Origin of the sequence: Sphingobacterium sp. BIGb0165, from assembly GCF_024810095.1 — a bacterium.
GTDB lineage: Bacteria > Bacteroidota > Bacteroidia > Sphingobacteriales > Sphingobacteriaceae > Sphingobacterium > Sphingobacterium detergens.
In genome coordinates, this window is sequence record NZ_JANUEB010000008.1 from 134,209 (window position 1) to 148,954 (window position 14,746).

Sequence of the window (14,746 nt, forward strand, 5' to 3'; positions counted from 1 at the left end):
TATTCAGCATAGACCCATCTTCCGTTACCTTTGATTTTTGCTTCGTTATTTTTTCATATCATGTTTTATGATGCTTTGTTTATAATTTCATAATATTTCGTTTAGCTTCTGTTAATACTATCGAAGTAGTTTTGTTGTCGTATTACAACCAACGACTAAATGAAAGAAATATTACTTACGACTTGTGCCATTGCGATAGGAACAGGTTTGTATGCGCAAACAACCCAAGCAGGATTTTCCGGAAAGATTACGGACGAGAATAACAAAGGGGTTCACGGAGCTTCAGTGGAGGTTCGTAACGAATCTACGGGTTTTACCACCAAAACATCGACCAACGCCAATGGCGATTTCAATTTTAAGGAACTTCCGCTCGGAGGGCCATATATTATCAAAGTTACCTTTATTGGTTATGGCGAACAGATTCGTTCGGGCTTCACACTAAACCAGGGCGATATGATTCGCTTGAATATTCCGATTCAAAATACATCTAACGTATTGGAGACAGTTGAACTCACAGGAGTAAGTACATTGAAAAATAAAATTGAGAACCTTGGTGCTGCAACTGCGGTGACAGCCCGGGATATCGCAAAACTACCTGTCAATGGTCGTAACTTTACGTCTTTAATGGATCTGTCTCCGTTAAGCAATAAAGATAATATTAGTGGGCAATTAGGATCTTCTACCAATTTTACGATAGATGGTATGAATGCAAAAAATCCTACTTCGGCAGGTTCAACAACTAGTCGGAGTGGTGCTCCTTATTCCATCTCTATTGAAGCGGTCCGCGAATTTAAGGTGGTAACAAACCAGTATGATGTCACCTATGGAAGAGCAGGTGGCGGAACAGTCAGTGCCGTGACCAAACAGGGAACAAACAAGACTCAGGGCAGTGCATGGTTATATTCCAGAGCGGATTGGTTGTCCAGTCCTTATGATATCAATGGTAAAAAGCGGATGAATGATTTCTCCACTTACCAATATGGATTCACTTTGGGAGGTCCGATTATTAAAGATAAACTCCATTATTTTGTTGCATGGGATCATCAACGTGATGCTCGGCCGTTGATAATTGCTGATATAAGCTCAACGTTTGATGAAGAACGTTTCGGTATCACAAGAGACAACCTTGATCAATTTGTGGATATTGGACGTAGAAAATATGGCTTGGGACAGGAGGCGCAGACAGGTTCTTTTGATAAAAAACGTCCATCAAATGCAATCTTTGGACGTATTGACTGGCAAATAAATGATAAGAGTCTCTTAACGGTTCGAAACAATTTTACAAGCGATATGAACAGGCTGGGGTTGCAAGACAATAAGGACATCATGATGTATGAATCATATGGAAATGATAAAAATATTGACAATAGCTTATTGGCCACATTACGTACAACCGTATCCCCTAAGATCACCAATGAATTAAAAGTGCAACACCTTTATACCTACCAAAAGAGTAGCCCAGGAGATCTTTTGCCAAGTCAAAATATTCCGCGTGCGATCGTCGAGGATATAAAGTCTACTACTGGTACTAAAACATTGCAATTGGGTGGGCATCGTTTTGCTCAGGAATCCTTCAAAAATAACGTACTGCAACTTGTCGATAATATCTATTATAGCACCGATAATATCAATTATACTTTCGGTGTGGATCTGATGTATACGCATGCGAGTTCTATTTATGGTAGTGAGGTGAATGGCCGCTTCCACTTTAGACCGAGCGACAATGGAAATACGGCATTGCAGAATTTCGAAGCAATGACACCATATAACTATTACCGTGAGGTTCCATTGGTGGCAGATCCAACGGTTACGGGCAATATATTTAATGCAGGTGTCTACGGGCAATTACAGACCAAATTAGCCAAAGGCTTGGATCTGGTAGCTGGGCTACGATTAGATTACGGCCATTATCCAACCTCACCACTGAATGAAGATCTGTTAAAAGAAGTTGGCGTTCGTACAGACCATAAACTGAAATCTTTTGTTGTGCAACCACGTTTTCAGATGACCTGGGATGTAAACGAAGAGCGTAAAGACTTTTTCCGTGTCGGAGGGGGGATTTTCGCATCGGATATCAATAACTATATGACGATTAATAACCTTACTTTCGATGGAAAGCATTTTGCTACGGTTGATGTGCGTGGTAAAGATGTGCCTACGCCAGATTTCATAGGTTACAGAAAAGATCCTTCTACCACGCCAACATTGGCACAATTTCAAACGCCAACGATTAACACCTATGGACCAGATGCAAAGATTCCAGTGGTGTATAAAGCAAATATATCTTATACACACTTCTTTACAGAGAAGCTAAAAGCAAGTCTTTCAGGATATATGAATTTGGGACGTAATAACTATATGTATGTGGATCGTAATATGGTGAAAGATCCTTTCTTCAGATTAGCGAATGAAGATAACAGGGGCGTATTTGTCCCGGCTTCTACTATCGTTGCCGGTGCTCCAGATTGGAAACAAGGAAGGATTTCTAATAAATACGGACGCGTTTTGGAATTGAATTCCGAAGGAAAAGTTAATCAATTCGCAGTTGTATTGGATGCTAGCTATCAATATTACAAAGATGGATCCATATCTGTAAGTTATACCTGGAATGATGCAAGAGATAATACTTCATTCAATGGAAATGTGGCCAACACAGCTACACTGTCTTTGGCCGTGAAAGATGATCCAAGGGACCTAAGTGTGATGAGCTATTCAAATACGCAATTTCGCAATAAGATAGTTATCTATGGTACTTTGCCAACATTCTATGGAGTCAGTGTAGGGGTTCGCTATTCAGGTATCGGTGGTACGCGCTACAGCTTATTAGCTGGAGGAAATATCAACGGAGACTTTGTTACCAATGATAATGATCTAGCTTTTGTTTTTGATCCGAATAATGCAAACACTCCAAAACGTATAGTTGATGGATTGAATAATTTATTGGATAATGCTGCGAGCCAAAGCCTCAAAGATTATATCAAGAAATATGAGGGTAAAATCGCTCAGCGTAACGGAGGGGTAAATGGTTTCTATGGTATAATAGATCTGCGGATTGCTAAAAAGTTCAATTTATATAAGAATCATGCTTTGGAGGTCTCCGGAGACCTCTTCAACGTTGCCAACTTATTTAAGAAAACCTGGGGTGTAAATGAAGCACTCGGAAATCAAAGATTATATGCTTTGGGTGGAAAAGATGCAGATGGCAAGGCTTTGCCACAATTTGACGCTACTTTACAACAGTTTAATTACAGTGTAGCAAATACTGGGGTTATCTCACGTTCGGGCAATCCATATCAATTTCAGTTGGGATTACGTTATTCTTTTTAATATGATTTAGAAAAATGGCAAGGAGCTGTATCAAAAGCCGATTTTGGCAAATGGCTCCAAATAAAACTCTAAAAATTCATTAAACCAAAGGAGAAAGGACCAAAATTCAGTAAGAATTTGGTCCTTTTTTTACAATAGGTTTTTTTTTACGAAAAAATAGAACGATGTCGATATCAAGGGTGAGATCGTTGTTTTGCCATGAGTTTTCCCGTGTATGTTTGACGGCGATTGTTGGTTCGTCACTAGTTTTGTTGGGTACCAAATTAACACCATATTATTATCAAATTCGCCCTGTAAGTAGTTTGAGTGCACAGTGAATCTACCTTGAGTCCACCTTTAGGGCTGCTCTCATTGCGGTTACACGTTTTTTACAAGTTGGGGGCAGAGCGAATTTAGTGTAAACTTGTCCATAAGTTATTTACAGGAAGGGGCAAGGGAAATTGCAAGATGCGTCTTACTTTATTTTATCTTTGAAATTTGATTATCTATGGAAGTGATGAATGCCTAAGCATTCATCACTTTTTCTTTTGGCAGGAATACTTCAGCCATCATATGACGGACACTGCCTCCACCACAGGTTTCAATGACATGTAAATCTTGATGAATGATTTTGCCATGTTTTTCCAATTGTGCTGTTTGGTACAGTGTCAATGACGACAATGCTTTATCACTTAGGACAATAAAGCGATTTCCATATTTGTTTCTTACCTGAAGGCAATTTGCTGCAAAATTTTCCAGTTGATTTTCGTTGATCTCGATGATTTCCTTACCTGTTTCTTTTAATTTCTTTAGTAGCGCATCACGCTCAGATGGATTATCAATCGCAGTGGGGCATAAAATTGCAAAATCTTCTCCCACGGCCAATACCACGTTGGTATGGTAGATAGGTCTACGTTCGCCATTGACTGTCTGAAATGCATGAAAGACAATAGGCGTATAGTTTTCAGTTTTACAGTATTCGTCCAACATGGCTCGGTCTGCTCGTTCAGATAGGGCACAATATGCAATACGATGTGTGCGATCTAGTACAAGAGCACCTGTTCCTTCTAAATATTGTCGATTATTTTCGGATTCGCTGAGGTCTTTAATCAACTTTACATAATAACCATTTTGCTTCAATGGCCCCTCAAAGTCCAATAAATGTTCTTTTCGGCGGTTGGGGGCAAACATCGGATAAAAGATAATTTTGCCATCCTGATGGAAAGAGACAATATTGTTCGGAAATATACTGTCTGGGCTTTCGGATTTTTCATCATCCTGAATGACGGTCACTAAAATACCATGTGATTTCAATTCATTGACAAGAGCATCAAATTCTCCTTGTGCTTCTCTATTTACTTCTTCGCCGCTTAGGTTTTCAATATCCTTTTGGAAAAAATTATTGACTGCGGTCTGTTCATTTTTGCGGAAGACAGAGGGTCTTACTAGAAGGACGCTGTCTGTTACCTGTTTTCTCATGATTTATAATCGTTACTTCGCTGGTTTATATTTGTTAAAAAAGAAATGATATTCTTACTTGTATGAGTCCTATTGTAGGAAAGAGAAAATACCGGTTCGCGATATTTTTAAGCGCATCAGCTATTCCAGAATATGCCTGACATTCGTTTTGAATAATTTCGTTGTGTCAGCAATCACTTTACAATTGGTACTTATACTAATGTATCGAAAAATCAGCGCCATTGCAAAAAGAATATCTTTAAAAAGAAAAAATGATGGTTGAAAAATAGTAGCATAATCTTTTGTTTTTTGTCATTGTGTCAATTTATTTCAGGATTGGTTGGTATATTTTTAAAGCTAATAGTTATTGGTTGTTTTTATTTTAATTTTAATGTAGTGAGGACAATCGATTGCACATTCGCTTGTATTTAAAACTGACTTTTTATCCACTTTTTTGCTTCGTTTTCAGTCATTTATTTTGCTATCTTTGCTCATCCAAAAAACGACTGTTTATAAGAGAGTTAATTACCTAATTATTATGTCGCTAACTGTCTATAAGCGTTAACTTTTTGCACACATGAGCAATATACACTTCCAAGAAAAATTCGAAAGTCGCCACAATGGCCCAAGTCCAGTTGAAGCGAATGAAATGTTGGCCAAATTGGGCGTATCGTCAATTGACCAGCTAATTGACCAAACGGTCCCTTCTCAAATCCGCGCTCCAAAACCTTTAAATCTTCCAAAAGCATTGTCTGAGGTTGCTTATTTAAAGCGGATAGCGGAAATCGCAGAGAAAAATAAAGTTTTTAAATCTTTTATTGGTCAAGGTTACTATGACGTGATCCTTCCAGGTGTAATTCAACGTAATGTGTTTGAAAACCCAGGATGGTATACACAATATACTCCTTACCAAGCAGAAATTGCCCAAGGTCGTTTACAAGCACTGTTAAACTTTCAGACCGTTATTTCTGATTTTACTGGATTGGAAATTGCAAACGCTTCATTGTTGGATGAAGCTACAGCTGCTGCTGAAGCGATGTTTATGCTTTACTCAGCGCGTAAAAACAAAGATGCAAATGTATTCTTGGTTTCTGAAAATGCTTATCCACAGACGATCGACGTGTTAAAGACGCGTGCGCTTTCTTTCGGTATCGAGCTGAAAATTACAGCTATTCAAGAATCAGAACTGACAGATGATGTTTTTGCTGCATTTGTACAATACCCAGCGGCGGACGGATCAATCATTGATTACAAATCATTTGCTGACGCTGCACACAGTAAAAATATTACAGTATGTGCGGCTGCGGATCTAATGAGTTTAGCCTTGTTGACTCCTCCGGGAGAATGGGGGGCAGATGTTGTTGTTGGTAACTCACAACGTTTTGGTGTACCAATGGGATTCGGTGGTCCTCATGCAGCATTCTTCGCTACACGTGATAGCTTCAAACGTAATATTCCCGGACGTATCATTGGTGTAACTTCTGATTCAAATGGAAAGTACGCTTTACGCATGGCTTTACAAACTCGTGAGCAACATATCCGTCGTGATAAAGCATCTTCGAATATCTGTACAGCGCAAGCTTTATTGGCTATTATGGCCTCTTTCTACGCTGTTTACCATGGTCCAGAAGGAATCAAAAATATTGCATCCCGTATCAATGCTTTGGCAAATTTATTGGATCAAGCTTTACAGTCTTTGGGTTATACTCAATTGAATAACGCTTACTTTGATACTCTACGTGTAGATTTAGGTGGACACGCTGGCGCTTTAAAATCTGAAGCGTTGAACAATGAATTGAACTTCTACTACAACGGTTCACAAGTTTCTATCGCTATCGATGAAACAACAACCTATGAGGATATCAAAACGATCGTAAAAGTGTTTGCAAAAATTCAAGGCAAAACATTGAACGATGTAGATTTCGATACGCTAGAGGAAAACTTAAGCTCTTCGATTCCTGCGGAATTGGTTCGTACTTCAGCTTACTTAACTCATCCAAACTTTAATAGCTACCATTCTGAACATGAAATGTTACGCTATATTAAATCGTTGGAAGCGAAAGATTTATCGTTGTGTCATTCTATGATCCCATTGGGTTCATGTACAATGAAGCTGAATGCGACAGCTGAAATGACTCCAGTTACCTGGGCGAGATTTGGTGGATTACATCCATTTGCACCAACAGATCAAACTTCGGGTTACATGCAGATGATCGGTGAATTGAACGATTGGTTATCAGAGATTACTGGTTTTGCTAAAATGAGCTTTCAGCCTAATTCAGGAGCGCAAGGTGAATATGCAGGTCTAATGGTTATCCGTGCTTATCATGAGAGTCGCGGCGATCATGGCCGTAACATCTGTTTGATTCCAGCTTCCGCACATGGTACAAACCCTGCATCGGCTTCAATGGCTGGTCTGAAAGTGGTGGTAGTGAAATGTGATGAACTTGGAAATATTGATATCCCAGATTTAAGAGCAAAAGCAGAAGAGCATGCTGCTCACCTGAACTCTTTAATGGTAACTTACCCATCTACACATGGTGTATTTGAGGAATCTATCATTGAAGTTTGTGAAATCATTCACGCCAATGGTGGTCAGGTATATATGGATGGAGCAAACATGAATGCACAGGTAGGTTTGACTAGTCCGGGCCATATTGGTGCTGACGTTTGTCACTTAAACTTGCATAAAACGTTCTGTATTCCACATGGTGGTGGTGGTCCAGGTATGGGGCCGATCGGTGTTGCTAAACACTTGGTACCTTTCTTACCAAACCATCAAGTTGTTTCTACTTCAGGAGAAGAAGGAATTACTGCTGTTTCGGCTGCACCATTTGGCTCGGCATCAATCTTGATTATCTCCCACGCTTATATTTCGATGATGGGTGGTGAAGGGTTGACTAATGCTACACGTACAGCAGTACTGAATGCAAACTATATTAAAGCGCGTTTGGAAAATGCCTACCCAGTACTTTATTCTGGTAGCAATGGTCGTTGTGCACATGAGATGATCTTAGATTGCCGTGGATTCAAAAATGTAGGTATCGAAGTTGCTGATATCGCAAAACGTTTGATGGACTACGGTTTCCATGCACCAACAGTTTCTTTCCCTGTTGCGGGAACATTGATGGTTGAACCAACGGAGTCTGAATCTAAAGCTGAATTGGATCGTTTTTGTGATGCATTAGTTGCCATTCGTCAGGAGATTGCTGCGGTTGAATCCGGCGAAGTAGAACAAGCAAATAACGTATTGAAGCATGCTCCGCACACAGCAGCAGTGGTTACTGCAGATGAGTGGGATAGACCTTACAGTCGTCAAACAGCGGCTTACCCGTTGGAGTATGTAAGAGAACGTAAGTTCTGGCCTTCTGTAGGTCGTGTAAACGACTCTCAGGGAGACCGTACATTGATCTGTTCATGTCCTTCTATCGAAGAATATGCTGAGGCGTAATAGCCTTAAAAATAATATCCTTAAAGCCTCTCCACATCGGAGGGGCTTTTATTTTTACTGAAAATTTAGAAAAGGTCATTATATTTTTGTTATACAAAATGTATTGACCTTTAGTGTGAGACGAATTGGGACTAGGCAAATAAAGCATTATACTGTAAAAGGTTTAATCCACGCGACAGGAGTCTGGGCAATATTTATGGGTTTTAAATGAAGCCTTTATAAACCAAAAGGATAGGCACAGAAAAGAATGTAAGTATGATGATCCCCAAACATTCTTGAATAAGTTCGGAAAAACTAGTAGGACTATTTTACTACTATATTTTAAATAGTTGCGCCTATTAAATCATTTTTTTATCTTTCTAACGTTTTATCTAAAAAACTGATAATCATGAAAAGACAATTGAGCGTAATGTCCCTATTACTGGGCGCAGCTATTTTGATCACAAGTTGCGGCAATAGCAACGAATCCAAGGATGGTGCAGGAGATGATAATGAAACAAGCACGGGAATCTCGGATGTGGTTAAAGGGGTATCGAATCTAGATAACCTGACTGACGGTGCAAAGAAAATGGAAGAACTTCAGACCAAACTAAAATCTGAAAAACCATTGAGTTCGGACGAATTAAAAGCATTTCTCCCAGAAAGTTTAGACGGTTTGAAAAGAACATCTTATTCTGCGGGCTCTATGTATGGCGTCAGTGTCGTTTCTGGCGATGCTACATATACTGTTGATGATCAAAAGGATATTAAAATAAGCATTATTGATGGTGCCGGTGAGACCGCTTCGGCTATCGTTAGCCTTGCTCAAATGGGTTTTATGGTCGATTCGGAAAATATTACTGATACAGAAGTAGAGAAAACGGGTGATTTTGAAGGAAAGCGTGCAAAGACAATGGATAATAAAGGTGTAGAAGGTTCGACACCAAAGAGTTCTGAAATCAGTTACCTTGAAAAAGATCGTTATTTAATTACACTAAGGGGCAATGGGTATAGTTTGGATGAGCTGAAAGCATTCATGGGTAAATTGAATGTAAACGCTTTAAAATAAAATATCGATACGTTAAATCGATCTCAAAAAGTCCAGATACTCTGTCTGGACTTTTTTGATGATCAGCTACTCGTGTGCGGTAAATCACTCGAAAACAATTGGCAATTTCATTGGAGCCTCCTCTGAAAAGGAAGATTATTGTATCATTTTAGGGTACAATCACACCGATATCCTATTTTGGAAGTATATTTGTGTTGAAACATTTCGATATGAGGATAACATCACGATTCAATCTTTTTATTATTGCAGCAGTGATCACATCTTGTGCTGGCAATAAATATGCTAAGACCGAAAAGGTATATAAAAAACAAGCAAAAGAGTTTTCTAATTTGTATCGCCAGACTCCTGTATCTGGGCAGTTGGAGAAAGTAAATGTCAAAGATCAGCAATGGATCGCCTCCATCAATTTTGGTATCCGAAAGCCTAATTTTGTCGTCATTCATCATACAGCGCAAGATTCGTTAGGACAGACAATCCGCACGTTTCACTCTGCGAAAGCCGGTGTAAGTTCACATTATGTTGTGGGGCGGGATGGCAAGGTGGTACAGATGGTAAATGATCTATACCGGGCCCATCATGCAGGTCTGGGTAAATGGGGGAATGATACTGATCTGAACTCCTCATCGATAGGTATCGAGTTGGATAATAATGGGACGACAGACCCCTGGACGGATGCACAGATAAATGCGTTGATTCAGCTGCTGAACTATTTGAAAAATACCTATAAGATTCCACAGGCAAATTTTATTGGACATATGGATCTGGCACCTTCGCGTAAAAATGACCCATCACGATTCCCTTGGAAAAAATTGGCAGATCAGGGATTTGGCTATTGGTATGAGGAATTTTTAGAAACGCCACCAATCGATTTTAATCCAAAAATGGCTTTGCGTATTATTGGCTACGATGTCCGTAATCTGGATGCAGCCATAAAGGCTTTTAAAATTCACTATATTCAACAAGATGTGAATACTGCATTTTTGAATGAAAACGATCTAAAGATTATGTATTCCATCTATAAAAAATACTTATAGTGGTTTCTTGATCTGTATAAAAATGAGAGGAGCAATTTGTGATAGAATTGCTCCTTTTTATTTGAAGGGCTAGCAGACCCTAGAGCTTCTATTAGCGTGCTGTTGATGGCGTTTGGCCATGATAAGGATGGCGTCGAAGTCCTTCAATCGCCATAGGGCTTTTTTGATGATCCTATTTCTTGTATTTGTCCCAATAGGTTTCAAATACACGTTGATAGATGAGTTTGAACCAAGGGGTAAATTTCTCTGGAAAGTGTGCGATCTCATCTTCGATCTGCTGCTGATCCATATATTGTATGGCTGCTACTTCTGCAACATTAAAATTAGACTCACCATTGAATTTTCCAATAAGCACATGATCAAATTCATGTTCGGTAAGGCCATTGTCAAACTCGGCTTTGTATACAAATGAAAATGAATCATATAGGTCTGATGCCTTGATCCGGAGTTCTTCCATCAGACGACGTTCGGCAGCATCTAAGTTGCTCTCGCCAAGACGTTGGTGAGAACAGCAGCTGTTAGTCCATAAACCGCCGCAATGATATTTGTCCAAAGCCCTTTGTTGTAAGAGTAGCTGGTCCTTGTCGTTGAACAAAAAGACACTGAAAGCTCGATGTAGCAAACCCTTTTCGTGAGCTTCGTATTTTTCCATACTCCCAATGACACTGTCATTGGAATCGACTAATATTACATTTTCTTGCTTCATAAGGCTCAGACATAAATATAGTCCAATTTAACCAAATTGGACTATATAATAAATTATAGCAGAGATTTGTATTATACGGTTTTTACAAACTTCTCGTCGTAATTTTCAATATCAATGATATAACCGTTTTTAATTAAGAATTCAAATAACGGTTTGGCTTCTTCCGAAACGGGCATATTTTGCGTTGTGATGATTTTATTTTCCTTTTTCAATAGATATGGATAAGCATAAAGCTTTACATTTTTATTGAACATACCTGATATGTAGGATAATAGTTCATTGGTGTAGAGTTCTTTATTGTAGTTGTCCGAATTGAAGATATTTTTTAAGTTATAAACGTTTGTTGCAATCCCGATATTTTTGGGCTTGAAGTTGCTTATAAACTCCGCTAAATGGTTATTTCTACGGAAGTTGCTGACGATAATGTTATTGCCTGTGGCGCATAATTCATCTGCTCTTGACGCAAATTCGTGTAGATCTTCATCCGTGATTTCATGTGTATCTTCCAGTACATTACCCATTAATACCTCAATCAATACAATGGTATCGCTGTCTGTTGCCTCTGTATTTTTCTTGAACTGCTCGACAGCAAGGTTAAATAGGTCAAAGTTAGGAAGTGATTTCTGGCGGTATTTTGTGCGAAGTAAGATGATATTCTTTTTGTACAAATAATCCTTGATCTGTACCGCTTTACCATCTGGCTGGAAAATAGCCGCCTTTGCAAATCCTTTGGCAATGAGATATAAGTTGATCAGTCGTTGGCTGACATTTTCAAACAAAGGACCATTTAACTTAACTAAATCAATTTCGACCGATCCGACCGATAAATTATCGACCAAGGATTCAATTAAGGTCTGCACATTTTCTGTGTAGTAGTAAGCCGCAAACAGTAGGTTTACACCGATAATGCCCAGTACTTTTTGTTGCAGCTGATTGTCACTGTCCAAAAGTCTGACGTGAACAATAATATCATTTGTTGGGCCACCGACCTCGTGCTGAAAACGTAGACCAATCCAGCCATGAGGCTCATTGGTTTTGGTGAAGTTAAGCGTGGTAACAGTGTCCGCAAAGGCAAAGAATTTTTTGTTGCAATACTTATCGCCATGTAGTCGTTGCGTCAGTAAGTTAAATTCATGGGAAAGCATCTTTTTTAAGCGGGTTCTGCTGACATATCTGCCGTCTTCTTCCTCACCATAAATCGCGTCACTAAATGCCATGTCATAAGCCGACATTGTTTTTGCAATTGTGCCTGAAGCGGCCCCTGCATTGAAAAAGTTTCGTGCGACTTCCTGTCCAGCACCGATCTCAGCGAAGGTCCCATAAATCTCAGGATTTAGATTTATTTTCAAGGCCTTGCGCTTGGTTTCAAAAATTTCTCTTGCCATAGCACAAAGGTACAAAAATCAAAAGTCTAGTGAAAATTAAAGTATGAAAGAGAAAAACAGAATAAAATTAGGCTTGTTTTATAACAAGCCTAATTTATTAAAAGCATAGAATAATGCGCTGCTGTGTAATGCCTGACTAAATTTGTTTTCCAGCAACATTGTTTTCGCTTCCTCAAGAGGGATAAGAAAAACTTCAATCTCCTCGTGTTCGTCCAGATCTTGTTCCTGAACTTTCTGTCCACCTGTCATGAGATACGTATACGTAATGTTGCCACTTGTTGCAGGATTGGCATAGATGCTCGCAATCTCTTCAATTTTAGCGAACTGATATCCCGTTTCTTCGAGCATTTCCCGGACTGCGGCGTCTAGTGGATTTTCTCCTGGCTCAGTGGTACCGGCCGGAATTTCTAATGAAATGATACCGGCACCATGACGGTATTGTCGGATTACTAACAACTCATTTTGTGCAGTGATGCCGACCATATTGACCCAATCCGGATATTCCAGGACATAATAGTGGTCATTAATACGCCCATCGGGTAGTTCGCAAGTATCCCTGCGTAATGTTGCCCAAGGTTCCTTACAAATATATTCAGATGATAATCGTTTCCATTTTTCCATTTATCCAACAATATCTTTCATCATGCGGTCTACCTTTTCTTCCAATATATTTTGAAGGCTTAGGTAATTACTTTTATCTTGAAGCGTCCCCTTAACGGAGCAATAGAATTTGATTTTGGGCTCTGTACCCGAAGGTCTCGCTGAAATCACGTCACCATCCACAGTGATAAACTGTAATACATCCGACTTTGGAAGAGTAATTTCGCTTTTGTGGCCTGTTTTCATGTCAGTTGTCTGGGAAAGCTCATAATCCCGAATTTCTTTGACTTCGATTCCGCCGAGCTTGGTAGGTAGGTTTTGCCGTAGACCAGCCATCATGGCTTGAATTTCCTCGGCTCCAGCTTTTCCTTTTTTTGTTAAGGAGATCAGTTTTTCCTGATAACAGCCAAATTCTTGATAGATGTCTAATAAAACTTCATATACAGTCTTGCCTTTTGACTTAAAATATGCAGTCATTTCTGCCAAGAAAGCACATGAATTAGGCGCATCCTTATCCCGGACTAAATCGCCGACTAAGTAGCCATAGCTTTCCTCTCCACCGGCAAGATATTGTGCTGAATCACCTAGTTTTGTTATCAGTTCGCCGATATATTTAAACCCAGTGAGTGTTTCATAATGAGCGACATGGTAATGATTTGCAATGTCAGCCTGAAGGTTACTGGTTACAATCGTTTTCACAATATAAGGGTTGTTGCCCAATTGTTTTAGATCACTTTTTGCACTCAGCACGTAATAGATTAACAAACTGCCAATTTGATTACCATTGAGTAATTGAAATTGGCCTTGGCTGTTTTTAACCGCAATCCCAACGCGGTCCGCATCAGGATCGGTTGCTAAAACAAGGTCCGCGTCAATCTCTTCCCCTTTTTTCTTCGCCAAAGCCATGGCATCCTCCTCCTCAGGGTTAGGATAGATCACTGTAGGGAAGTTGCCATCCGGAGTCGCTTGTTCGGTAACCACAGTAACGTTTTCAAAGCCCCACGAGGCAAGCATTTTTGGAACGATCGTAATTCCAGTACCATGTATCGGAGAATAAACTATTTTTAGGTCCTTCTGTGCCTGTACAGCCTCCGGGTGTATACTTAATGCTTTATTGGCATCAATATAAATTGGATCAATTTCTTCTCCAACAGGAATAATATTTTGGGTATTCCCTTCAAATCGGATGTCTTTGACGCTGGCGATAGCATTGACCTCATCGATCACATTTTTATCATGGGGAGCTGTCAATTGCGATCCATCGTTCCAATACGCTTTATAGCCATTGTATTCTTTGGGATTATGCGAAGCAGTCAACATGACCCCACTTTTACATCCAAAATGGCGGATGGCAAAAGATAGCATTGGTGTAGGACGTAGCTCGTTAAAAAGATAAACCTTGATGCCGTTTGCTGCAAATACTTGGGCAACAAGCTGACCAAAGGATTGCGAATTGTTACGGCTATCGTAAGAGACAGCTACTTTTATTTCTTCGCTAGGAAACTGTTTTTTTAGATAATTTGATAATCCCTGTGTAGCTTTTCCAATTGTATACTTATTCATACGGTTGGATCCCACACCCATAATTCCTCTTAAACCTCCTGTTCCAAACTCAAGATCCTTGTAGAATGAATCAATAAGTTCTGTCTCTGCCTGATCATCTATTAATTTCTGGACGGAGGCTCTTGTTTCCTCGTCATAACTGGAGGTTAACCAATCGTCGATTTTCTCTAGTATGTCTTTATCTAAATTTCCCAT

At 39.5% G+C, this 14,746-nt stretch carries 9 protein-coding genes; 4 read left to right on the plus strand and 5 right to left on the minus strand.

The features are described from left to right. Nucleotides 1-159 precede the first annotated feature (159 nt). A complete protein-coding gene (locus M2408_RS19025; protein WP_259185535.1) occupies nt 160-3,327 on the plus strand; it encodes a TonB-dependent receptor in 3,168 nt (1,055 codons plus the stop codon). Nucleotides 3,328-3,831: 504 nt separating this feature from the next. Here the strand turns inward: M2408_RS19025 and ctlX are convergent. Beyond that, nucleotides 3,832-4,785 carry a citrulline utilization hydrolase CtlX gene (gene ctlX / locus M2408_RS19030; protein ID WP_259185542.1) on the minus strand — a complete coding sequence of 318 codons (954 nt, stop codon included), beginning with the start codon at nt 4,783-4,785 and terminating at the stop codon, nt 3,832-3,834. A 556-nt stretch (nt 4,786-5,341) separates the two neighbouring features. Here ctlX and gcvP point away from each other — a divergent pair. The 3 genes from gcvP to M2408_RS19045 all read left to right on the plus strand — a co-directional run bounded on the left by gcvP (nt 5,342) and on the right by M2408_RS19045 (nt 10,297). Continuing rightward, nucleotides 5,342-8,215 carry an aminomethyl-transferring glycine dehydrogenase gene (gene gcvP, locus M2408_RS19035; protein WP_259185560.1) on the plus strand — a complete coding sequence of 958 codons (2,874 nt, stop codon included), beginning with the start codon at nt 5,342-5,344 and terminating at the stop codon, nt 8,213-8,215. A gap of 388 nt (nt 8,216-8,603) precedes the next feature. Continuing rightward, a complete protein-coding gene (locus tag M2408_RS19040) occupies nt 8,604-9,263 on the plus strand; it encodes a hypothetical protein (RefSeq protein ID WP_259185562.1) in 660 nt (219 codons plus the stop codon). A gap of 209 nt (nt 9,264-9,472) precedes the next feature. Further along, nucleotides 9,473-10,297 (plus strand): N-acetylmuramoyl-L-alanine amidase, encoded by an 825-nt coding sequence (locus tag M2408_RS19045; protein ID WP_259185565.1) that lies wholly within the window; start codon nt 9,473-9,475, stop codon nt 10,295-10,297. 172 nt (nt 10,298-10,469) lie between these two features. Here the strand turns inward: M2408_RS19045 and idi are convergent, their stop codons facing one another. From idi to M2408_RS19065, 4 genes are all read right to left on the minus strand, one after another. After that, on the minus strand, nt 10,470-11,003 hold the full coding sequence (gene idi, locus M2408_RS19050) for an isopentenyl-diphosphate Delta-isomerase (RefSeq protein ID WP_259185566.1): 534 nt from the start codon (nt 11,001-11,003) through the stop codon (nt 10,470-10,472). Nucleotides 11,004-11,074: 71 nt separating this feature from the next. Next, entirely contained in the window at nt 11,075-12,388 is a 1,314-nt protein-coding gene (locus M2408_RS19055; protein WP_259185567.1) for a nicotinamide mononucleotide adenylyltransferase, read from the minus strand. Nucleotides 12,389-12,466: 78 nt separating this feature from the next. Continuing rightward, the gene (locus M2408_RS19060; RefSeq protein WP_259185569.1) at nt 12,467-13,009 is read right to left on the minus strand and encodes an NUDIX hydrolase; all 543 of its coding nucleotides are present in this window, start codon (nt 13,007-13,009) and stop codon (nt 12,467-12,469) included. Beyond that, nucleotides 13,010-14,746: a phospho-sugar mutase gene (locus M2408_RS19065; protein ID WP_259185575.1), complete on the minus strand. Its 1,737-nt coding sequence runs from the start codon at nt 14,744-14,746 to the stop codon at nt 13,010-13,012. It lies immediately after the preceding gene.